Origin of the sequence: Pontibacter akesuensis, from assembly GCF_001611675.1 — a bacterium.
GTDB classification, from domain to species: Bacteria; Bacteroidota; Bacteroidia; order Cytophagales; family Hymenobacteraceae; genus Pontibacter; species Pontibacter akesuensis.
Map to the genome: position 1 here is coordinate 2,305,157 of NZ_CP014766.1, position 22,720 is coordinate 2,327,876.

19 protein-coding genes are annotated in these 22,720 nt (G+C 52.0%); 9 read left to right on the forward strand and 10 right to left on the reverse strand.

Translation table 11 applies throughout. From position 1 onward, the window contains the following. Nucleotides 1-11: 11 nt before the first annotated feature. Complete coding sequence (locus A0W33_RS09750; protein WP_068837968.1) at nucleotides 12-1,193, reverse strand: ribonuclease D; 1,182 nt, start codon at nucleotides 1,191-1,193, stop codon at nucleotides 12-14. Between the two features lie 148 nt (nucleotides 1,194-1,341). Beyond that, nucleotides 1,342-1,569 (reverse strand): hypothetical protein, encoded by a 228-nt coding sequence (locus A0W33_RS09755; protein ID WP_068837969.1) that lies wholly within the window; start codon nucleotides 1,567-1,569, stop codon nucleotides 1,342-1,344. Nucleotides 1,570-1,804: 235 nt separating this feature from the next. Here A0W33_RS09755 and A0W33_RS09760 point away from each other — a divergent pair, with 235 nt between their 5' ends. Continuing rightward, nucleotides 1,805-2,587: a DUF5602 domain-containing protein gene (locus A0W33_RS09760; protein WP_139237183.1), complete on the forward strand. Its 783-nt coding sequence runs from the start codon at nucleotides 1,805-1,807 to the stop codon at nucleotides 2,585-2,587. Between the two features lie 63 nt (nucleotides 2,588-2,650). Here the strand turns inward: A0W33_RS09760 and A0W33_RS09765 are convergent, their stop codons facing one another. The 3 genes from A0W33_RS09765 to A0W33_RS09775 form a co-directional block, all read right to left on the reverse strand. Then, nucleotides 2,651-4,390, reverse strand: coding sequence for a M28 family metallopeptidase (locus A0W33_RS09765; RefSeq protein WP_068837971.1), 1,740 nt, complete (start codon nucleotides 4,388-4,390; stop codon nucleotides 2,651-2,653). Nucleotides 4,391-4,460: 70 nt separating this feature from the next. Beyond that, a complete protein-coding gene (locus A0W33_RS09770) occupies nucleotides 4,461-4,937 on the reverse strand; it encodes a very short patch repair endonuclease (RefSeq protein WP_068837972.1) in 477 nt (158 codons plus the stop codon). A gap of 129 nt (nucleotides 4,938-5,066) precedes the next feature. Beyond that, nucleotides 5,067-5,366, reverse strand: coding sequence for a hypothetical protein (locus tag A0W33_RS09775; protein WP_068837973.1), 300 nt, complete (start codon nucleotides 5,364-5,366; stop codon nucleotides 5,067-5,069). Nucleotides 5,367-5,702: 336 nt separating this feature from the next. On the opposite strand from A0W33_RS09775, the gene A0W33_RS09780 reads away from it, so the two are divergent. The 4 genes from A0W33_RS09780 (at nucleotide 5,703) to lpdA (ending at nucleotide 13,769) form a co-directional block, all read left to right on the forward strand. Continuing rightward, nucleotides 5,703-7,244 carry an MFS transporter gene (locus A0W33_RS09780; protein WP_068837974.1) on the forward strand — a complete coding sequence of 514 codons (1,542 nt, stop codon included), beginning with the start codon at nucleotides 5,703-5,705 and terminating at the stop codon, nucleotides 7,242-7,244. 425 nt (nucleotides 7,245-7,669) lie between these two features. Beyond that, nucleotides 7,670-10,444 carry a 2-oxoglutarate dehydrogenase E1 component gene (locus A0W33_RS09785; RefSeq protein WP_068837975.1) on the forward strand — a complete coding sequence of 925 codons (2,775 nt, stop codon included), beginning with the start codon at nucleotides 7,670-7,672 and terminating at the stop codon, nucleotides 10,442-10,444. A 90-nt stretch (nucleotides 10,445-10,534) separates the two neighbouring features. Next, nucleotides 10,535-12,139 carry a 2-oxoglutarate dehydrogenase complex dihydrolipoyllysine-residue succinyltransferase gene (gene odhB / locus A0W33_RS09790; RefSeq protein ID WP_068837976.1) on the forward strand — a complete coding sequence of 535 codons (1,605 nt, stop codon included), beginning with the start codon at nucleotides 10,535-10,537 and terminating at the stop codon, nucleotides 12,137-12,139. A gap of 226 nt (nucleotides 12,140-12,365) precedes the next feature. Continuing rightward, nucleotides 12,366-13,769, forward strand: coding sequence for a dihydrolipoyl dehydrogenase (lpdA, locus tag A0W33_RS09795; RefSeq protein ID WP_068837977.1), 1,404 nt, complete (start codon nucleotides 12,366-12,368; stop codon nucleotides 13,767-13,769). 260 nt (nucleotides 13,770-14,029) lie between these two features. On the opposite strand, the gene A0W33_RS09800 is transcribed toward lpdA, so the two are convergent. Genes A0W33_RS09800 through A0W33_RS09815 form a run of 4 tightly spaced genes read right to left on the reverse strand, consistent with a single transcriptional unit; the run spans nucleotide 14,030 to nucleotide 16,993 of the window. Beyond that, entirely contained in the window at nucleotides 14,030-14,743 is a 714-nt protein-coding gene (locus A0W33_RS09800; RefSeq protein ID WP_068837978.1) for a DUF4097 family beta strand repeat-containing protein, read from the reverse strand. Nucleotides 14,744-14,768: 25 nt separating this feature from the next. Then, nucleotides 14,769-15,659, reverse strand: coding sequence for a DUF4097 family beta strand repeat-containing protein (locus A0W33_RS09805; protein WP_229802128.1), 891 nt, complete (start codon nucleotides 15,657-15,659; stop codon nucleotides 14,769-14,771). A 34-nt stretch (nucleotides 15,660-15,693) separates the two neighbouring features. Further along, nucleotides 15,694-16,494, reverse strand: coding sequence for a HEAT repeat domain-containing protein (locus A0W33_RS09810; protein ID WP_068837979.1), 801 nt, complete (start codon nucleotides 16,492-16,494; stop codon nucleotides 15,694-15,696). Continuing rightward, nucleotides 16,481-16,993, reverse strand: coding sequence for an RNA polymerase sigma factor (locus tag A0W33_RS09815; RefSeq protein ID WP_068837980.1), 513 nt, complete (start codon nucleotides 16,991-16,993; stop codon nucleotides 16,481-16,483). Before A0W33_RS09815 ends, A0W33_RS09810 begins: the two co-directional genes overlap by 14 nt. A gap of 275 nt (nucleotides 16,994-17,268) precedes the next feature. Here A0W33_RS09815 and A0W33_RS09820 point away from each other — a divergent pair, with 275 nt between their 5' ends. Next, nucleotides 17,269-18,051, forward strand: a complete 783-nt coding sequence (locus A0W33_RS09820) for a pentapeptide repeat-containing protein (protein ID WP_068837981.1) — start codon at nucleotides 17,269-17,271, stop codon at nucleotides 18,049-18,051. Between the two features lie 56 nt (nucleotides 18,052-18,107). Here A0W33_RS09820 and A0W33_RS09825 read toward each other — a convergent pair whose 3' ends face one another. Next, a complete protein-coding gene (locus A0W33_RS09825; RefSeq protein WP_068837982.1) occupies nucleotides 18,108-18,665 on the reverse strand; it encodes a hypothetical protein in 558 nt (185 codons plus the stop codon). Nucleotides 18,666-19,039: 374 nt separating this feature from the next. Here A0W33_RS09825 and A0W33_RS09830 point away from each other — a divergent pair, with 374 nt between their 5' ends. The 3 genes from A0W33_RS09830 to A0W33_RS09840 all read left to right on the forward strand — a co-directional run bounded on the left by A0W33_RS09830 (nucleotide 19,040) and on the right by A0W33_RS09840 (nucleotide 22,681). After that, complete coding sequence (locus A0W33_RS09830) at nucleotides 19,040-19,759, forward strand: ABC transporter ATP-binding protein (RefSeq protein WP_068837983.1); 720 nt, start codon at nucleotides 19,040-19,042, stop codon at nucleotides 19,757-19,759. 198 nt (nucleotides 19,760-19,957) lie between these two features. Then, the gene (locus tag A0W33_RS09835; protein ID WP_068837984.1) at nucleotides 19,958-21,202 is read left to right on the forward strand and encodes an ABC transporter permease; all 1,245 of its coding nucleotides are present in this window, start codon (nucleotides 19,958-19,960) and stop codon (nucleotides 21,200-21,202) included. A gap of 228 nt (nucleotides 21,203-21,430) precedes the next feature. Next, complete coding sequence (locus tag A0W33_RS09840) at nucleotides 21,431-22,681, forward strand: ABC transporter permease (RefSeq protein WP_068837985.1); 1,251 nt, start codon at nucleotides 21,431-21,433, stop codon at nucleotides 22,679-22,681. Nucleotides 22,682-22,720: the final 39 nt, after the last annotated feature.

The window sequence follows — 22,720 nt, forward strand, 5'->3', positions numbered from 1 at the left end:
CAAATCAATTGTTATTTCTCTATGCTTTTGATGACAGGCTCTGGTAGATTTATCTGAAGATCCCTGGCAGCGGCAAACATAATGTCGGTGGCGTACTGCTTGGTGCAGCGCAACTGGTTGTTCAGGCTGTACTCTGTGATAACTCCAGACGTAATGATAAGCCGGGAGGCAAACTCACCGTATTGCTCCACGATATGCTGTTGTATCTGCGACAGCTCTTCTTTGCGCTGTTCTGCCTCCGGTGTGCGGAGTGGGCGCTGCCAGCGGTTAGATAAGTAATCGTGACTTATGTTATTATCTCTGGCGCTTTGCTTGGCCTGCAGCATCGTCTCAACCAGTTTGTCCTCGTTGCGTGCGCGTTTCAATCCGCCATGGATGCCCTTGGTATGGTTAAGCCACTCGTGAATGTCTGTGTCGGGGTTGCTGGCAAGCTCTACAATGGCCTCGTTCGAAATCACGTAAGGCGCAGGCTTATTGAACTGCTGTCCCATCTCCTCCCTAAAGGCGAACAGTGCTTTCAGGATGTACTGCTGGTAAAGAGTTAACCGGTACGCGTTGCGAAGCTTCAGGTGCGGATTTTCAGGCTCGGAATATACTAAGGCCTCGAGCAGCCTGTTTTCCTCCTCAAGCCAGTGCATACGGTCCAGTGCCTCTATCTGCTCCACCAACTTGGCTTTTACACGGTGCAGGTAAATGACATCGATGGCGGCATAGCGCAGTTGGTCTTCTGTGAGTGGCCGCTTGTTCCAGTTGCTCGACTGCTGCGATTTGTCTACCTCAATGCCAAACTCTTCCTTCATTACAGTGGCAAGGGAGGAGCGTTCGTAATTAAGTATTTTTGCCGCCACGTCCGTGTCCATAACTCCCTTGATGTTACAGCCAAGTTTGTCGAGCAGCAGGATATCGTTGTTGGCGTGGTGTATAATTTTAGTTACCTGCGGGTCCTCCAGCAGCGCAAAGAGCGGCTGCAGGTCGGCAGTAGTAAGGGGGTCTATAACGTAGCAAGTGCCGCGCCCGTCAGTTATCTGTATCAGGCACAGGTTAAAGCCATAAGTAAATCGATTCTGGTCAAACTCAAGGTCCAGCGCCAATTCCTGGCTTTGGCTTAGGTGGGCAACGGCTTTCTGCAGTTCCTGATCACCCTCCACCAACTTTATCGTTACGCCATCGTGTTGAAGCGTTGCATTTTCCATTCCTAAAGTTAAAAAGGTTTACTGCATATATCCACCATCTCCATTCTTCTTTTTACAGGTATAAACGGCTTAGAAGGTTTAAATTGGCGCGCAAACAAAAAATCCCTGCCGTTAGGGGCAGGGATTTATACTTGTTAAATAATTCTTATTACTCAATTGGAGGCTGCTCTTCCTCAATATCATCAGCAACACCATCATTTACAGTGGTGTCCTCCAATACCGTCGTATCTTCAGTTTCCATATTCATTTCAGTTTCCATCTCGGATTCTACTCCTTCGACAGCCTCTGTCTCAGTAGTTGTATTTTCTTCGCCGCCACAAGCTGTGAAGGCAAAAAGTGCAAATGCTGCAAAAGCTAATTTCCAAGTCTTTTTCATAATCTTAATCAATTTGATTTTGTACTTATTTATACGATATCACTAAAAAAGTAACCCTTTCCGGTAATTGAATTTATACATTTTCGAGGTGAAGGGTTATTAATTGCTAGTAAATATGCTAAATTGGTGAGTAAAGTGGCTAAAGGAATGAAAAATTTTAAAGGGCATTTGTTGTGGATTTGTAGTTTTATTTGTATTTATTTGATGTAAGTATCAACCAAGCAAGTATAAGCTTATGAAAAGAATCTTACAAAGTATGAAATCATGTGCCCTGCTGATGGGAGCGGCACTCGTGCTGGCTTCGTGTGATAAGCAGGACGACCTGAAAACAGAAGTGCATTATGGTCCGGAAACAGTAATTGGCGAAGGGACAGTGCGGGCCTGGGTACAGACTGCGCCTAACAACAAGCCGGTGGCTATTGGACTGAGCATGTCCAAAAAAGTTATCGCGTCGCTGCCGAACGAGATGACGGAGTATAAACTTGACTTGCCTAAAGGGTTGGATATTGCACCATACGACCACGTGGTGCTGGACTGGAACCCGATGGGCCACCCGCCAATGAACTATGAGCACCCGCACTTCGATATGCACTTCTATATGATATCAGACGAAGAGCGCAAAGCCATACCTGGAGGGCCGCAGCAGCACACGGCTGCCTTTGCAGAAAGCTTTATGCCTCCATCGTATGTTTCGGCTGTGGATGCCGTACGGGAAATGGGTGTTCACTGGATCAATAAATTCTCCCCAGAGCTAAACGGGGAACACTTCACGCACACCTATATTATTGGGGTCAACCAGGAAAAGATCATTTTTTACGAGCCGATGATCACGCTGGCATACCTGCAGGGGCTGGACAAAGGGCAGAAGAACGTGTTGAAGGTAGAGCAGGCGCCAAAGGTGCAGCGCAATGGCTACCATCCGCTCTCTTACACGATCTACAACGATGCTGTGGAGGACGAGTTTGACGTTTCGCTGACAGAGCTGCAGTATAGAAAAGCAGAAAAGTCCGGTAAATAAAAAACAGAAAGGCCCTGCTGCACACACGCAACAGGGCCTTTTGTATTAGATAAAGTATAAAGCTTATTTCGCCGCGGCTGTATTCGACAGCATTTCCTCGCGCCGGGCTTTGAACTCAGTTCCCGGCTTCCATTCCGGATACTTCTCTGTGTTGGCTACTCTGTTGCCGACCCTGAAGAACAGCTGCAGGTCTTCCACTGCGCCTGCCAGGTTCCAGTCGTCACGCACTTCGTCTGTTGGTTTGTGGTAATCGTTGGCGGTGTAGTTCTCGTTCCACTTCTGCACATAGTCGGCCGGTTGGTTACGCGCTTTCACGCCTGACTCCGCATACAATGCCGGCACGCCCTGCTTGGCAAATTCAAAGTGGTCGGAGCGGTAGAAAGAGCCGTTCTCTGGAGTCTCCTCCGGTACAATATACCGGTTCTGCCTTTTTGCCTCTTCTGCCAGTACATCTTCCAGCGTAGTGTTGCCATAGCCAATCACCACCACGTCCTCTGTAGGGCCGTAGGCATTCAGCACATCCATGTTAATGTTGGCCACCGTCTTCTCTAGCGGGTAGAGCGGGTTGGTGGCGTAATACTTAGAGCCAAGCAGCCCTTTTTCCTCAGCCGTTACAGCCAGGAACAGGATGGAGCGCTTGGGCTTCGTTTCCATTTTGCTGAATGCCTCGGCTAGCTCCAGCAGCGCCGCAGTGCCCGTGGCATTGTCCAGGGCGCCGTTGTATACCTGGTCGCCCTGTAGCTTCGGGTCTTTGCCCAGGTGGTCCCAATGCGCCGTGTACACCACGTACTCATCCTTCAATTTCGGATCAGAGCCTTCTAGCTTCGCAATCACGTTCTGAGACTGTACCTCACGTAGTTTGTTCTTGATGTTGAAGCTGGCGGTTGCCTTCAGCGGCACGGGTTTAAAATCCTTTTGCCGTGCTGCCTGCTTTAGCTGGCTGAAGTCGCGACCAAGGGCGGTGAAAATCTCGCGGGCTTTGGGCTCGGTGATCCAGGCCTCTACCTTCGCGCGGTCCATGTGCTTGTTGGCTTTGCTGATGTCAATGCCTTCGCGGCTGTTGCTCCCCGAAATAACCTCGTACGGATATCCGGCAGGCCCGGTCTCGTGTATAATGATGGCAGCGGCAGCACCCTTCTCTGCGGCTATTTCATACTTGTAAGTCCAGCGGCCATAGTAGGTCATGGCTTTGCCGCCAAACATGGTGGTGTCGAGCTGTTGTGCGTTGTTAGGGTCAGGTATGGGCGGGTCGTTCACGAGCATCACAATCGTTTTACCCTTTACATCCAGCCCCTTGTAATCATCCCAGCCAAATTCCGGGGCTACAATGCCATATCCCACGAACACCATGTCCGAATTATCGATGTTCACCTCAGGTACATAGTGCTTGGACAAGGCTACGTAGTCGTTTGGAAAGTTAAGCGGTATCTTCTTGCCATTGGCCGTGATCGTGGCCGTAGGCGTAGGCGTATAGCCGAACATCGGCACTTTCTGTACAAAGCTGCCATCCGGGTTGCCGGGCTGCAGGCCCAGTGCCTTGAACTGGCGGGTGAGGTAAGCGACGGTAGAGTCTTCTCCGGCGGTACCTGGGGCGCGTCCTTCGAAGGCATCAGAGGCCAGCGTGGTGGTGTGGGCAAGCAGGTCTTCGGCGTTGATGCTCTGCAGTGCCGGTTGTAGGTTCGTACTGTCAGCGTTGGCTGTGGCGTTGGCGGCCTCGTCGTTCTCGCTTACCTGGCGGGAGTTTTCGTTGCAACCGACAGCCAGAAGCCCAAGCAGGCCCAGCAGCGGGATATTTTTTTTCATAAGGTTAAGTATAGGGTGGTTTTACCTTCAAGTTAAGGAAAAATTATACTTAATCCGGCGCAATTTGTTGCTACGCAGCCACCTGCCAGCTTGCCGGCACACCCTGGTGCAGTTCACGTATGACGGCTACAATGCTCTGGAGGCCCTGTTGCAGCTGGCATTCCCACACTACCACGCGCTGCCATCCGGCCTCGTTGTACAGGCGCTTATACTTTGCGTCGCGGGCCTGGTTCTGTTCGAACTTGTGTTGCCAGAAGGGGAGATTAGTTTTAGGAAGAGCGGGTTTGCAGTACGGGCAGCGGTGCCAGAAACAACCGTGCACAAACACGGCCAGCCGGCGGCCGGGGTAGCAGATGTCAGGTTTGCCGGGAGCTTTAAGCCAGTGCACGCGGTAGCCGCGCAGGCCTGCTCGCCACAATGCCTGCCGCAGTTTCAGCTCGGGTCTTGTGTTCTTGCTTTTGTTGCCCCGCATGTAGCGGCTTATTTTCTCCTGTGCCGTTAAAGGCTCCGGTGGCTTTTTATAGGTTTTGCTCTTCTTTTTTGCCAATGTACTACATGCTGGTACTTAAGTATAACACTGGTTTTGGCGGCTTAGTTTAAGATAAATAAAAGCCAGCATCAAAAGTTTTCATAACATGGAAAGGCTTGCGCGTTGTGTTGTATGCATGTCCGCAGATCAGATGCGGTAGTAAATGCGGTTCATGGTGTTGTTGTATGGATCGTAACCGGGGCGCTTTTTTGTGAACCTGTTGTCGAGGAGTTGCGTCTGGCGCATCTGTTTCAGGTCGAAGCAGTGCCAGCCTTCGGCCGCCTTGCCGTCTTTGCTGATAAGCCAGGCGCAGAGGCAGTCTTCGTTCTGGTGGGTGTGGCCCAGCAGGTGCGGCTCCACTACATGCTTTTCGTCCTTGTAGTGAAACTGAACCAGCAGCCTGGCCCCGATGGCTTTGGAAAGTTCTTCCAGCAGATAGCTATACATACCTATTACTAGTTTGAGTGTGTTCTCTGTCTGGCGTTGCTGCGCAGCTACTCATCTCCCGAACCCAGCTATGGTGTGACAGCTGTTCCCATGCTTAAAAGTAAAGACACACAAGTTGTTATAACAGGAAATTAAGTAGGGAAAAGTAACATTAGTATAGCAGTTGCAACATTGATTGGATTGCGGTTTAAGACAAGTATAGGATGATAACTCTGATGAAAAAGGTGTGCTAACACATTGAAAGTAACATCAACGGATAAGAAAATAAAGTAATAGAATGGGAGCCGTTCTTTGCTGGAAACAACTTTTAAAGCCATTCCGCAAGTATAGCCCTACATGCAGTACCAACCACAGACAGATGAGGCCACCGGAAAGTGGGTGCTGGTATCGGCCACCACGGCGTCGGCTATGGCTTTTATAGATGGTTCTGCGCTGAACGTGGTGCTGCCCTCCCTCCAGCGTGACTTGGGTGCCACTGCCACGGACCTGCTTTGGATACTGAATGCTTACCTGCTTTTCCTGGCTTCGCTCACGCTGCTTGGCGGCACGCTCGGCGACCGGCTGGGGCGGAAAAAAGTATTTATGTGGGGCATCGGCCTTTTCATGCTTGCCTCACTGGGTTGTGGGTTGGCGCCGTCTCCTGCGCTGCTAATCCTGGCGCGGGCGGTGCAGGGCGTGGGCGGTGCCCTGATGGTGCCGGGCAGCCTGGCGATCATCTCCTCTTATTTTAAAAAGGAAGAGCGGGGGCAGGCTATCGGCACCTGGTCGGCAGTGACCACCATGGTCACGATGGTAGGCCCGGCCTTAGGCGGCTTTCTGGCAGATCTGGGCTGGTGGCGCGCCGTATTCTTCCTGAACCTGCCGCTCGGCCTGTTGGCTTTGCTGGCGTTATACTTCAAAGTGCCGGAGAGCCGCAGTAGCACAGGCGGAAAACCCATGGATTGGCTCGGGGCGCTGCTGGCCATACTTGGTCTGGCAGGCATTACGTACGGCTTTATCTCGATGCCTGAGTTGGGCTTCCGAAGTATAGCCGTGGCCGGTACACTGGTAGTTGGTGCGTTAGCGCTGCTGCTGTTTGTGTGGGTGGAGGCTAAAAGCAACCAACCCATGGTGCCGCTGCAACTGTTCCGAAATTCCACCTTTAGTGGTGCCAACCTGCTCACGCTGCTGCTGTACGGCGCGCTTAACGTGGGGCTGTTTATATTGGTCCTAAACCTGGTGCAGGTGCAGCAGTACAGCCAGTTGCAGGCGGGACTGGCCACGCTGCCCTTCGCTTTGCTCCTGATGCTATGCTCCCGCAGGGTGGGCAAACTGGCCGGTACCTATGGGCCGCGCTGGTTCCTGATAGTGGGGCCGGCATTGGTAGCCGTCGGATTTGTGCTGCTGGGGCAGGTGGAGCAGGCAGCCGGCTTTGCGAACTACTGGCATACGTACCTGCCGGGCGTGCTGGTGTTTGGGGCGGGCATGGCGTTAACGGTGGCACCGCTCACCACTGCGGTGATGGGTGCCGTGGAAGACGCCCTGGCTGGTACGGCTTCTGGCGTGAACAACGCGGTAAGCCGTACGGCGGGGGTGCTAAGTATAGCCGTGGTAGGAGCCATGGCCGTGGCTACGTTTGGGCAGGAGCTGCAGGCAAGTATGGCAAGTATAAATCTGGGTGCTCCGGCAACACAGGAAATCCTGGCGCAGGCAGATCAGTTGGGAGGGGCTACTGTGCCGGAGCAGGTACAGGGAGCGCAGCGGGTACAGGTGCAGCAAGTGTTGGATGCAGCCTTTTTGGAGGCCTATACTTTGGTGATGCACATCTGTGCCGCGCTTGCTTTGCTTGCTGCAGTAGCAGCCTTTTTCCTCGTTTCCCCACAGGAGCGCCAGCTTTGAAGTGTAAAACCACTTTCCATCAATCTGAAAAGGGTCAGGCAGTGGCCTTTACTAAATGTATCGTGTTTCTAGTCTTGCCACAGGTTCCGCTTAGCAGTTAACCGACCTGAAACAGGCAGGTTGCTGCGGCTTTTCATGCTTGCTGCTCTTGCATAGTGCGCTTAGTATCAATATTGTGGACACGGATGGGGTGATGCCAGGATTCAGTTATACAGTTTTGCTGCCCCACGTGATCGCATTAACAGGCAGATACTAAGAAGATTAAGCGCCCTTGGAAACTTTATACAACCGAAGCAGCAAAAACAGGGTATTTACTAGAACATTAGTCTTGATAATGAGTTGTATTTGCTTATGCGAATGTGTGAAATTTGATTTTTCAATAATACTTCTAACTTTGTCTTTCACACACGCAGTAGTTTTAAATTATGGATAAATATACGTACATCGCCAACGCGCACGGCGATTATATAGATGGTCTGTACAAGGACTATCAGCAAAACCCAGAGTCAGTAGACGCTGGCTGGCGCAAATTCTTTGAAGGTTTTGATTTTGCTTCCGCCTATGGCGAGAACGGACACAACGGTGAAGCCGTTGCTATCGCTGCTCCGGCTCCAACTGCAGCTCCTGCGAAAGGAACTGTGGCAGAAGGCGAGTCGGAGAAAGAGGTGGCCGTGCGCAACCTCATCCACGCGTACCGCACACGCGGCCACCTGCGCGCGCTCACGAACCCGGTACGTGCCCGCAAAGACCGCAAAGCGCGTCTTGATCTGGCTGATTTCGGATTGACGGAAGCTGACCTGGACACCGTGTTCAACGTGGGAGAAGTGATCGGCATCGGCCCGGCCACTTTGCGCGACATTGAGGCTGCCCTGAAAAAAATCTATTCAGGCGCCATCGGCTTTGAGTACATGTACATCCGCGACGCGGAGGTGCTGGAGTGGTTCAAAGAGAAAGTGGAGAAAGACTCGCTTAACTTCAACCCATCACTCGATTTCAAGAAGCGCATCCTTTCCAAACTAAACGAGGCAGTGGTGTTTGAGAACTTCCTGCACACGAAGTTTTTGGGCCAGAAGCGTTTCTCACTGGAAGGTGGCGAAACAACCATCCCCGCCCTGGATGCCATCATCGACAAAGGCTCTGAACTGGGCGTTGAAGAAGTAGTGATCGGTATGGCGCACCGTGGCCGCCTGAACGTGCTGGCCAACATCATGGGCAAAACCTATGAGCAGATCTTCACGGAGTTTGAAGGCACCGCTGTTCCGGATTTGACTATGGGTGACGGTGACGTGAAGTACCACATGGGCTTCTCGTCTGAAGTAATCACCCCATCCGGCAACAAAGTGAACCTGAAACTGGCGCCGAACCCATCGCACCTGGAGGCGGTGAACCCGGTAGTAGAAGGCTTTGTACGTGCCAAAATAGACACGCTTTATAACAAGGATGCAGACAAGATCCTTCCGATCCTGATTCACGGTGATGCCGCCGTGGCAGGCCAGGGCATTGTGTACGAAGTGACGCAGATGGCGAACCTGGAAGGCTACAACACCGGTGGTACCATCCACTTTGTGATTAACAACCAGGTAGGTTTCACAACCGATTTTGAAGATGCCCGCTCCTCTATCTACAGCACAGACGTTGCCAAGGTAATTGATGCGCCGGTGTTGCACGTGAACGGGGATGACCCGGAGGCGGTGGTGTTTGCCATGCGCTTTGCCATGGAATACCGCCAGAAGGTGAACAACGACATCTTTATCGACATGGTGTGCTACCGCCGCCATGGCCACAACGAGTCAGACGAGCCGAAGTTCACGCAGCCACAGCTGTACAACCTCATCTCGAAGCACGCCAACCCACGCGAAGTATACAACAAGCAGTTGATTGCAAGCGGTGCGATTGAAGCAGACTTGGCTAAGAGCATGGACAAGGAGTTCCGCAAAATGCTGCAGGACCGCTTGGACATGGTGAAGCAGAAGCCGCTGCCTTACAACTACCAGCAGATGGAGAAAGAGTGGCAGGAACTGCGCCGTTCCGAGCCAGAGGATTTTAATCAATCGCCGGAAACAGGTATCTCTGCTGAGGCGGTAGAAGCCGTAGGAAAGGCACTGACCGAATTGCCACAGGGCTTTAAGCCACTCAAGCAGATCGAAAAGCTGATTAAGGAGCGCAAGGAAATGTTCTTCGAGACCAAGCAACTGAACTGGGCAGCCGGCGAATTGCTGGCTTACGGCTCTATTTTGCTGGATGGCCGAATTGTGCGTTTCTCCGGTCAGGATGTGCAGCGCGGTACTTTCTCACATCGCCACGCGGTGTTGCACGATGCCGTTACCAGCGCGCCTTACAACAACCTGAACTATATTCGTGAGGGCCAGGGTTCTTTCGAGATCTACAACTCGCTGCTGTCGGAGTATGGCGTGCTAGGTTTTGAGTTTGGCTATTCCATGGCGAACCCGAACGCACTCGTGATCTGGGAAGCCCAGTTCGGTGACTTTGCCAACGGTGCCCAGGTAATGATCGATCAGTTTATCACAGCCACAGAATCAAAGTGGCAGCGCATGAACGGTCTGGTGATGCTGTTGCCGCACGGCTACGAAGGCCAGGGACCGGAGCACTCGAATGCCCGCCCGGAGCGCTTCCTGCAGCTAGCTGCCGAGAACAACATCTTCGTGACAAGTATAACCACACCGGCTAACCTGTTCCACTTCATGCGTCGCCAGTTGGCGCTGCCGTTCCGCAAGCCGGCTATCAACATGTCGCCTAAGTCGTTGCTGCGCCACCCGCTGGTGTCTTCTCCGGTAGCCGACTTTACATCGGGAGGCTTTAAAGAAGTTATAGGTGATGACTACGCCACGGCTAAGTCTGTGAAGAAAGTGTTGCTGTGCTCTGGCAAAGTATACTTTGATTTACTGGAAGAGCAGCAGAACAGCAAGCGCAAGGACGTGGCACTTATCCGTCTGGAGCAGATGGCGCCATTCCCGAAAGTGCAGTTGGAGGCTGAGCTTGCCAAGTATAAAGACGCGAAGATTTACTGGGTACAGGAAGAGCCTGAGAATATGGGCGGCTGGACGTACATCCTGCGCCTGATGCGCAAGCAGATCGAGGACGTGGTGGCCCGTAAAGCCAGTGCCTCGCCTGCCACAGGTTACAACAAGGTACACGTAAAAGAGCAGCAGGAACTGGTGCAAAGAGCATTCGCCATCTAATGAATAATTTAAAATGAGTAATGACTAATTAAGTAGATTAGTCATTACTCATTCATAATTCTTAATTCGTAATTCATAATTGAATAATATATGAGCTTAGAAGTAAAAGTGCCTACCGTAGGTGAATCGATCACTGAGGTAACTATAGCCCAGTGGCTTAAGAAAGACGGTGACCGTGTGGAGATGGATGAGGTGATTGCTGAGCTGGAATCTGACAAAGCCACATTCGAACTGCCAGCTGAAGGCGCAGGCATTTTACGTATTGTAGCACAAGAAGGCGATACCATCGAAATCGGTGCTGTGATCTGCAGAATCGATCAGGATGGTGTTTCGGCATCTGCTCCTGCGGCGGCCCCTGCTGCCCAGGCGTCACAGCCAGCCGCGCAAGCAGCTGCTCCTGCCGAGGCGGCATCGCAGCCAGCCGCAGTAGCAGCCGGTGAGCCAGTAGAAATGAAAGTGCCGACTGTTGGTGAATCCATCACAGAAGTAACGATCGCCAGTTGGCTGAAAAATGACGGCGACCATGTGGAAATGGACGAAGTAATCGCTGAGCTGGAGTCTGATAAAGCTACTTTTGAGCTGCCGGCTGAAGCTGCCGGTACACTGCAGATTGTAGCTCAGCAAGGCGATACGGTAGAGATTGGTGGGCTGCTTTGCAAGATCGTTCCGGGTGCAGGCGCTGCCAATGCACAGGCGCAGGCCAACGCCAAGCAGGATGCCGCTACACAAAAAGTAGCGCAGCCAGCGGCACAAGCTGCCGCCGCTACAGGGTATGGCAACCAGACGTATGCTTCTGGTACACCATCGCCGGCTGCCGGTAAAATACTTACAGAAAAAGGCATCAACGCTGCCGACGTGCAGGGCACAGGCCGCGACGGACGCATCACCAAAGAAGATGCGCAAAATGCACAGCAGGCTGCCGCTAAACCGGCTGCTGCCCCTGCTCCGAAGCAGGAAGCTACTGCCGCCGCAGCGGCTCCGGCTGCCGCAGGAGAGCGCAACCAACGCCGTGAGAAAATGAGCTCGCTGCGCAAAACCGTTGCCCGTCGCCTGGTGCAGGTGAAGAATGATACGGCCATGCTGACTACCTTTAACGAGGTGGATATGAAGCCGATTATGGACATCCGCAGCAAGTACAAGGAGCAGTTTAAGGAGAAGCACGAGGTAGGCTTGGGCTTCATGTCGTTCTTTACAAAAGCGTGTACAGTTGCCTTGAAGGAGTGGCCTGCGGTAAACGCGCAGATTGATGGCAATGACATGATCTTTAATGATTTCGTGGATGTGTCCATCGCTGTTTCCTCACCAAAAGGCCTGGTCGTGCCGGTTATTCGCAACGCGGAAAGCCTGACACTGGATGGCATTGAGAAAGAGGTTATTCGTTTAGCGAAAAAAGCGCGCGACGGCAAATTGTCTATCGAGGAGATGACAGGCGGTACCTTCACCATCACCAACGGTGGTGTGTTCGGTTCCATGATGTCTACTCCGATCATCAACGCGCCGCAGTCGGCTATACTTGGTATGCACAACATCGTGCAGCGCCCGGTTGCTATAGACGGTAAAGTGGAGATCAGACCAATGATGTACCTGGCCCTGTCTTACGATCACCGCATTATCGACGGCCGTGAGTCGGTTAGCTTCCTGGTGCGCGTGAAGGAACTGCTCGAAGATCCGATGAGATTGCTGTTAGGGGTATAGTAAATAGAAATAAAGGAGGGGTTAGCTAAAAAGCTTGCTCCTCCTTTTTTTGATTGTCCCCTTGGGGGGGCTTTAGGGGGGGCTGCGAACGTAAAACATCCCCCTACCCCCTTCAAAGGGGGACTTCCCCAACCCCTGCCCCTCCTTGGAGGGGCAGGGGTTGGTCTAACGTTCAAAGAGAAAACAATACAAAACGAGAGGGAACTCTCCTTAAAGTATAAAAAGAATGAAATACGATGTAACCGTAATCGGTTCTGGACCTGGTGGCTACGTGGCAGCGATTCGTTGTGCGCAGCTGGGCCTGAAAACCGCTATTATTGAGAAGTATAATGTACTGGGCGGTACGTGCCTGAACGTGGGCTGTATCCCGTCTAAAGCGCTGTTGGATTCGTCCGAGCATTTCCACAATGCGGCCCATGCCTTCAAAGACCATGGCATTGAGTTGGAGAACCTTCAGGTGAATCTGCAGCAGATGATTCAGCGCAAAGCAGGAGTGGTGAAGTCGAACAACGACGGCATTGCGTACCTGATGAAAAAGAACAAGATCGACACCTACTACGGCCTGGGCTCTTTCGTGAGCAAGAACACGATTAAGGTAACAGACGCAGAAGGGAAAGAGCAGCAGATCGAAACAGACAAAACGATTATCGCGACAGGCTCCAAGCCAACATCGCTGCCGTTTCTGCCTGTGGATAAGCAGCGCATCATCACGTCTACAGAGGCGTTGACGCTGACAGAAGTGCCAAAGAACATGATCATCATCGGTGGTGGCGTGATCGGGCTGGAACTTGGTTCTGTGTATGCACGCCTGGGTTCTAAAGTGCAGGTGGTGGAGTACATGGATTCCATCATCCCAACCATGGACCGTGCACTGGGCAAAGAGCTGCAGCGCATCCTGAAGAAGACGCTTGGGTTCGAGTTCTTCTTCAACCACAAAGTAACCGGCGCTACCAACGAGGGCGAAACGGTGAAAGTAACGGCCGAGAACCCGAAAGGAGAGGCGGTAACGTTTGAGGGCGACTACGTGCTTGTTTCTGTGGGCCGTAAACCGTACACCGAAGGCCTGGGCCTGGAGAACGCCGGGGTGCAGTTGGGTGACCGGGGCATGATTGCCGTGAACGATCACCTGGAGACTAATGTGCCGGGTATTTATGCCATTGGCGACGTAGTGCGTGGCGCGATGCTAGCACACAAAGCCGAGGAAGAAGGCGTGCTGGTGGCCGAGCAGATTGTGGGGCAGAAGCCGCACATCAACTACAACCTGATTCCGGGCGTGGTGTATACCTGGCCCGAGGTGGCGAGCGTTGGTTTTAGCGAAGAGCAGCTGAAGGAGCAGGGTCGTGCCTATAAGTCAGGCTCATTCCCGTTCAAAGCATCTGGCCGCGCCAAAGCATCCGGCGATACAGACGGTTTCGTGAAAGTACTGGCTGATAAGGAAACGGATGAGATCATCGGCGTGCACATGATTGGCCCGCGTATTGCCGACCTTATTGCCGAGGCAGTGACAGCCATGGAGTTCCGTGCCTCTGCCGAGGATGTGGCCCGCATGAGCCATGCACACCCGACTTATGCCGAAGCTATGAAGGAAGCGTGCCTGGCAGCGACGGAGAACCGTGCGTTGCACATCTAAGCAAAATCTTTCTCAAGTATAGAATGGCAGCGCCACCTCATTTGAGGTGGCGCTGTTTGTGTTTTAAGGCTTGTACTCTGGGATAAGTAGCTATAAGCTGACCAGACGCTCGCAGGAGCTGCGCACGCTGCGAGGTCTTCCGACAAGTATACTTAGTGCTCTTCAAATATAATTTTTAAAGCTAGCAAGTGCCATTAGAAACTGTGTTGAAATCTTCTTACGAATCATTTCTAATTCATAATTTATAATTTGGCCCAGCACTAGTCCTGCTTACGGAAATAAATGTCGTTGCTGATGCTTTCCAGGTTAATTTTGGAGCCGCCGCCGTTCACGTTCCCTTTTAGCTCATATCCCACCATGGGTGCATCTTTTCTGCCATTCGGAAATTCCATTCCCAAATCAGAGTATACCTCACCGGTGATGGTCTCCAGCAAAACTGTGGCTCCTTTCTTTTCGGACCAGTTCATGTCTACAAAGCCGCTGATGGATTTGGCGTGCACCGGACCAGTAAGGCCCCGTAGCTCGATATTGCCGTTAATGGTTTCCACGGTCAGGTCCGCATCACGAGGCACGAAAATCTCATAGTTGATCTTGGTGCAGGTGTAGCTGTGGTCCCCGTTGTCTCCGTTGATCTGCATGCTGTAGTTCCCCCGACTTCCCGGGCAGTCTTCAGCTTTGCCTTTCTTTATCAGCTCTTCGTCCAGGTCAACTTTTGCCCGGGCGCTCGTGTTGTCTGATTTGAAATCGAGGGTCAGCGCGTCGTTCAGTTTGCCGCCGTTTATCTCGTAGTCAATTTTGATGGAGGCTTCTTTTTTATCCCAGGCAGTTATCTTGATGTTGTCACCAAAGGTAAGCTTTAGGTCGATTTTTTTGTTCGCCGGCACCGCCAGCACCTTCTCCACTGTTTTAGTCTGGGCCAGTAAGCTTGTGGTAAATGCAAACCACACTAAGCTTAAAACGAATACTTTTTTCATAGTCCTTTAGATTATAGTTTTTGAATTACTTGCTCTTGCGGATAAACATATCCCCCGTAATGGTATACAAACTCACTTCTGCTCCACCACCGTTCGTAGTGGCTTCGATGGTGTCACCTCCGGCCACGCGGGGCAAGCCGTTCTTCGTGTTGCCCGCCCGGTTCATATCGAAGTCAGAGTAGACCTCTCCTTGTAGCGTCTTCAGTTTAAAGCTGGCTTTGGTGCTTGCCGGAAGCGAAATATCCACAGTGCCTGCCACCGAAGAAATGGCGGTGGGCTTACTCTGGTTAAGACCGGAGAATTTTGCAACGATATCCCCGGCCGTTGTATTGGCGATAACGGGACCCGTTACATTGGTGAGCGTGGCGTTGGAGTTGTTCAGCTTTAGCTCAATCTCCCCGTTCATGTCCGCCATGGTTATGTCATTACCGGTCCAGTTCGTCTCCGCATACACCACGGCAGCGTTCTTTGGAATTCGGATAATGTAGTTGCCACTCTGGCGGGAGGCTTTGCTGATCCTGATTGTGTTGTTCTCCTTTGTTACAGCCAGTCCGAAGCCCGTGTTATCTTCCAATTGGTTATACATTGGTTTAAGTCCTTTGGCGCGTTCTGGCGGAGCATCTTGGCCATCGCCTTCTATAATCACCTCATCGCCGTTGTATCCCACTATCTGCACGCCGCTGTTGAACATCGACAGGATAACACGGCTGTCTTTGTTATTGGCCAGCTTCACTTTATGCGTGAGCGGCTTGTTCTGTGCCGCCGCATCATCCTGTTGTAAAGCTACTTCGTTTGTTGCTGTCTCTGAGCCATGGGCCCATGCCAAGCTGCTAGTGTGCGGGGATGCCGCTACTGCGCCCATGCTTTTTCCGGTGAGCATCAGACATACCGATGCCATTAACATTATTTTTTTCATGTTTCTATTTTATACTTAATGTCAGAATTTGATTTTATATAAGAATGCCGATGCCTTCCTGGGCTTTGTTCTTTACAATGGGTAAGAGGTCTTCTTTCTCGGCCAGCTTCCTGAACTGCTCCACAGCCTTTTTCTCCTTTAGCTGCACCAGCATGTCTATCAGCGTGATCTGCATCAGCGGGTCTGTTTGTTTCGGCAGCGACTTGATCAGGGCATTCCGTACCTGCTCGCTTTCCTTGAACTTGAAGAGTGCCTCGCTGGCGGCAAGGCGCACATTCACGTTCGGATCGCTGTTCATGGTGCTGATGAGCAGGGTGATCACCTCATCGTCTTCGGGGGCTGCGCTAAATTCTTGGCTTACTACTTGGATGCGGTCGCTGGCTGAGTAATCTGCCGCGGGCCCTGTTGCCAGCACCTGCTTCATTTCCTGTACCTCTTTCCTCAGAGCGGCAATTTCCGGCGTCTGCTGCGCCGTGGTGGAGCCATTCATGTAGTGGCTGCCTGCCCAGAAGGCACCTGCCACCAGCAGAATGGTTGCTGCCACGCGCCAGTAGGCGGTTGCTCCCTGCAGCATCGGGAAAAACAAGTGCTTGCCCTGCTGTGGTGCCTTTGCCTGCTTTTCTATCTTCTCAAACAGCCACTCGTCTGCCAAGAACTTATCCAGTTGCGCCTCCTGCTGTTGCGCATAATAGCCGAACTGCGCGGCGTGCGGCTGCAAATGCTTCGGCAACTCTTGCTCCCGGCTGAAGAAATCCTGCAGTTGCTTTTCCTCGGCCACCGTGGTTTCGCCCTCGTAGTATTTTTGCAGCAGTGCCTCTATGTTATCCCACTTCATAATTTTCCAGCTTTAAGAAACTGTCACGTACACTTTTGCGGGCCCTTGAAAGTATAACCCGAATGTTGTTGACGGTTAAATTCGTAATCTGCTCTATCTCCTCGAAAGAACAGCCTTCCACATCGCGCAGATGCAGGATAAGCTTTTGCTGTTCCGGCAGCCCTGCCACCAGGCCTTCTACCTTGCTCATGCTGTCGGCCGATTCGGTGTGCTGGTAGGGTGTTACTTCTCCCGAGCTTAGCTCCAACCCTGTGGCATCCACCATGCGTTTCCGCTTGCTAGTCTTGATGCTGTCCAGGCACAGGTTTCGGGTGATAGTCATGGCAAAGGCCTCGATGCTGGTGTAGGCATGCAGCTTGTGCTTATTTGTCCAGAGTTTCAGGAACACGTCCTGCAGGATATCCTCTGCTTCTTCTTTATCCCGAAGTATAAAGACAGCCAGCCGATACAGCTTTTGCTTTGCAGGAAGCACCTTGCTTTTAAACTCTTGTAAATCCATTCAGTAACAGAGACGACCGGGGTGGGAAAACATTACAGCAGATAGAAAAAAAATATTTCTGACTGCGGCGTGGCAATGGCAAATTTTAAAAATCCCTTTCAAAGCAGATGTGGCTACAATTTTGGGGCAAATGAAAGATGGCTTTACAGGCTAAAGGTTGCAGCAGCACCGGTTGCCGGGGCAGTTTTTTCAGGTCCGAGGCAACCTTCTGCTTTCTCCTGGCATCTTTTAATCAGAAGCTTAGGGAAAGAACGTTAACCTTAATTAAAACTTTGATGAAAGGAATTCAGCTACTACTCGTAATCCTCATGTTGCCGCTGCTGGCATGGGCTCAAAAAAGTGTGAATGCATCTGAGATCATCGCCAAAATAAGCCGTGGCGAGGCCGTGTCTTACAAAAACGCCGTGATAGTGGGCGACCTGGACATGACCAAGCTCCAGAACATGAAGCAGGACAAGAACAGCAACAGCGCAAGCAAGGAGTACACCAGCACCGTAAAAGCTCCGCTTACTTTTGTGGATTGTATTTTTAAAGGCGATGTGCTGGCTTATTTCAACCCCGAGAACAGCGGCTTTCTGAACACCTCGGGCAACGAGATGTACAAGACGAACTTTGAGGGCGATGTGGTGTTTGAGAATTGCACGTTTGAGGAAGCCGCCGCTTTCAAGTATAGCGCGTTTGATGGTAAGGTATCGTTTATGAGCAGCCGATTTGCCGAAGAGGCGCTGTTTAAGTATGCCGACTTTGAGAAGGGCGTGAACTTCAGCAACGTTCGGTTTGGGGGCGATGCCAACTTTAAGTATGTGGAGTTTCCGGAGCGCGTAAGCTTTGCCGGTGCCACGTTTAAAGAGGAGGCAAACTTTAAGTATACCGAGTTCGAACGAGGCGTAAACTTCGAGAAGGCCAGCTTCGACGGAACGGCCAACTTCAAGTATGCCGAGATCTCCGACAGCTTCAACGTGAAGGGAGCCAGGTTTAACGGTGGCGACGACTTTAAGTACACCCAACTCAACAACAGACAGGTATCCCTTACCGCCCTTCGGGAAATGAACCGATAAGTTTCGTTCTACATAGCTTGCACGTATCGCCGCTCCTATGGGGTGGCGATACGTGTTTAAGTGCCCCGCACCAGTTGCAGTATACTTCCCAGGCCCTCATCAGAAGTATAGGCTTTAACGGGAGGCAAGGCCAACCACGCGTGGCGCACCTGGTTGAGCAGGTCCAAATCTATGCTCCGGTTATACTTTATACTTGCCACAGCGGCAGCAATGGCCGATTTGAGGTGGTTGGCTTTTACACGCAGGGTGTGGCGGGCATAGCGGGCAGGGTGCAGGTGCACGTGGCGGTTCTCCGCCAGCCCCCAGCGCAGTGTCCAGTCGGAGCCGTCGGAGAGGGGAAGCACCTGAAAGCCGGCGGAGCCAAGGTGGCGCAAGTATGGCTCAGGCTGTAGCAACTGCCGCTCCTGCAAGTATAAAATGGCTTCCCTGGCTAGCTGCTGCGGCGAGAGAGGCCCCAGGTACAGGTCCAGTTGCGAACTGCCAATGGTACGCAAAGCTTTGATTAGTTGCTGCTCCGGCACACGTACGCTTTCCTGCACAAACCCTTCGATAAAGTCCAGGTGGTGCTTGAGGGCGTGAAACAGAACAGGCTCCGGTAGCTGCTGAGTGAACATCTGCTTATGTACGCAAGCCCCTCAAGCGGGATTACTTTAAAAGGGCGCCTATAAGTTTACAGGGGATGTAGCAGGAAATCCTCACTGTTAATCAGTCAGAAAATATTTTAATAGGCAGGCAACCTGTATGCCGGCTGTTGCATCTATCTGCTACAATGGCAACAACTTAGGCGACTTGTTTGCCTTTGCCCCATCAAACCTGCCGTTCGCCAATGTATAGCTTTTGTTATGCTGATTTGGTCGACACAGATATGCGGTAGGTAGAGGAAAAGGCGTTGTAAGTAGAATATAAACAGGATTTAATTAAACATATCAGTACCTTGCAATACAAACTACCGTAAAACAGAAGGTGCCTATACTTTAACTGCCAGCCTATGATACAGCTACAGAACATCCATAAGTACTATGCCATGGGCCACAACAAGATGCATGTGCTCAAAGGCATTGATGTGCACGTGCAGGAGGGGGAGTTTGTATCAATCATGGGGTCCTCGGGCTCAGGAAAGTCTACGCTGCTCAACATCCTGGGTATCCTGGACGACTATGACCTTGGCGACTACACGCTGGCTGGCACACCTATCCGGAACCTTTCTGCCGCCAAAGCAGCCTACTACCGCAACAAGTTTCTGGGCTTTGTTTTCCAGTCGTTCAACCTGCTGTCGTTTAAAAATGCGATGGAGAACGTGGCGCTGCCGCTATACTACCAGCAGGTGGGCCGTAAGCAGCGCAACAAACTGGCGCTGGAGTACCTGGACATGGTCGGGCTGAAGGACTGGGCAGAGCATTCGCCAAACGAACTGTCGGGCGGGCAGAAACAGCGTGTGGCTATCGCCCGCGCCCTCATCTCGCAGCCCAAACTTATACTTGCCGACGAACCAACGGGCGCCCTGGACACCCAGACGTCCTACGATGTAATGGATATCTTTAAAGAAGTTAACCGCAAAGGCATGACGGTGGTTATCGTGACGCATGAGAACGACATTGCCGCGCAGACGCACCGGGTAATCAGACTAAAAGATGGCCTGATCATGAACGATGACCACGGGGTGATGGAGCGGGCAAGTATGGCTTCGGAAGCTGGAGGAGAATTCTGAATGAGTGAATTTTTCATTTCAGGTATGTCATCTCGACGATAGGAGAGATCTCTTCAGAATTCCAGATAGATTTCTCACTACCGTTCGAAATGACAGAACGTGCCGACTAAGTTACAAGGATTCAATCATTCAAAAATCAGTCATTCAAAATTCCCCATTCACACAGTCACTCACTCGCTCATTCAAAATTAAAAAAGCATGTTCGACATAGATAAATGGCAGGAGATACTGGGCACGATGCGCAAGAACAAACTGCGCACGTTCCTGACGGCCTTTGGTGTGTTCTGGGGCATCTTCATGCTGGTGCTGCTGCTGGGAGCGGGCAAGGGGTTGGAGAATGGCGTGATCAACCGCTTCGGAGATGGCGCGAAGAACAGTATCTATGTGTGGAGCGGCAAAACAGCGGTAGCGCACAAAGGCATGAAGCCCGGTCGCCAGATCCAGCTCACCAACCAGGACCTGGACGCTATCAACCGTGAGGTAGCCAACCTGAACATGATGGCCCCGCGCAACCGGGTGTGGGGGGAGTATACCATCAACTACAAAAAGCAGAACGGCTCTTACCAGGTATTCGGTACGGAGCCCGATTTTCTGGAACTGAACGGCGAGCGCGCCTACCGGGGCCGCCTGCTGAACAATTACGATGAAGCGGAGAAGCGCAAAGTAGTGGTGCTCGGGGAGCAGGCTTCCCTGGTGCTGTTCGGTGAGGAGGACCCTGTTGGCAAGTATGTCAACATCCGGGGTAATTATTTTAAAGTGGTGGGTACTTTCAAAACACGCGGCAACAACAGTGCCCGCCGCGAAGAGCGTGCTTATATACCATTCTCCACCTTGCAAAGCACTTTTAACCAGCCTAACCAGGTGCAGATGATGGCGCTGGTGGCTCAGGATGGCGTGCCTGCGGCAGAGATGGAAGAAAGGCTGCGCGAGTTGCTGGCACAGCGCCACAAGTTCGCGGCCGAAGACGACATGGCTCTTGGCATTGAAAATACAGAGAAGGAGTTTCTCAAAATAATGGGCCTGTTCAACGGCATCCGCATCTTTGTCTGGATTGTGGGCATCGGAACGCTGATAGCAGGTATTGTGGGGGTGAGCAACATCATGATGATCATTGTAAAGGAGCGTACCCGCGAGATAGGCGTGCGCAAAGCACTGGGGGCTACGCCGCTTTCCATCGTGAGCCTAATCCTGCAGGAGTCAGTGGTGATCACGGCTTTTTCCGGTTACATGGGCCTGCTGTTCGGCACCATGGTGCTGGCGTTGCTGGAGTACATGATGGTTTCCTCCGGTGTAGAGGCACCGTTCTTTGCCAACCCCGAAGTAGACCCAAGCGTGGCGATTGCCGCTACGGTGGTGCTGGTGCTTTCCGGCGCGCTGGCAGGCCTGATGCCCGCCCTAAAGGCAGCTTATATCAAACCGGTAGAGGCACTGCGGGCGGATTGACGAATTTTGAATGAGTGGTTGAGTGAATGAGTGAGCTTTTCATCTCAGTTATGTCATCTCGACGATAGGAGAGATTTCTTCAGAATTCCAAATAGATTTCTCACTACCGTTCGAAATGACAGAACGTGCCGACTAAGTTACAAGGATTCAATCATTCAAAAATCAGTCATTCAAAATTAAAACATTCGCTCAATCACGCATTCGCACATTCAAAATTCATCAAGCGCCATGATAGACATCGATAAATGGAACGAGATCTACACCACCGTCAAAAAGCACAAGCTTCGCACGGCGCTGACGGCCTTTGGTGTGTTCTGGGGCATTTTTATGCTGGTGGTGCTCCTGGGAGCCGGAAAGGGCTTGGAAAATGGGATTACAAGTGAGTTCAATGTGGCCAAAAATGCCGTCTTCCTCTGGACTCAGCGTACGAGCGTGCCTTACATGGGGCTTAAGGCGGGGCGCACGATCCAGATGACGAATGATGATGTGGCGGCTATCAAGGCGAATATACCTGAGGTAAGTGTGGTGGCGCCGAGCAACCAGCTGTGGGGCGATTTTACGGTTAACTACCAGGATAAGAGTTCAGCCTTTACCGTAAACGGCGAGACGCCGGAACTGCTGGCCGTGAAGCCGCTGAATGTGACTACCGGCCGTTTTGTCAATGGCATTGACCTGAAGGAACGCCGCAAGGTGGCTGTGGTCGGTCCGCGGGTGCTGGAGGTGCTGTTTCCGGAGGAAAAGAACCCGATTGGCAAGTACATCAGCATCAAAGGCAGCTATTTTCAGATCGTCGGCACCTTTGAGCCGATTGGAAAGGGGGAGGACGTGGTGGAAGATTCGAAGGTAATTTACATTCCGCACACCACGCTGCAGCAAACCTACAACCAGGTAAACAAGGTGGGCTTTATGGCGATGATTCCAAAGCAGGGCGTTCCCGCTACGGTAGTAGAGGACAAAGTGAAAGCCCTGCTCATGCAACGCCACCAGGTAGCCCCTGCCGATCTGAAAGCCTTCGGCACTGCCAACGTGGAGAAGGAGTTTCAGGATGTGCAGGGCATGATTGCAGGCATTGCCGCCTTCAGTTGGCTGGTAAGTATAGGCACCATCTTCGCAGGCATTATTGGTGTGGGTAACATTATGCTGATCGTTGTAAAAGAGCGGACAAAAGAGATTGGTGTGCGCAAAGCACTCGGGGCTACACCCTGGTCCATCATCAGCCTCATTATCCAGGAATCTATTGTGATAACGGGTTTTGCAGGATACATTGGCCTGATGGCAGGCACCGGAATTATCGCGCTAATTGAGTATGCGATGCGGGAGTTTGATATCCAGGCTGGCTTCTTTGGAATCCCGGGGATCAACCTAAGTATAGCCGTCACAGCCACGCTGCTGCTCGTGTTTACGGGTGCCCTCGCAGGCTTGATTCCAGCCACAAAAGCGGCGCGCGTGAGTCCGGTAGTGGCGCTGCGGGACGAGTAGTTCCAGGATGTAGACAAGAAGTGCCTCCCGCACAGTCAC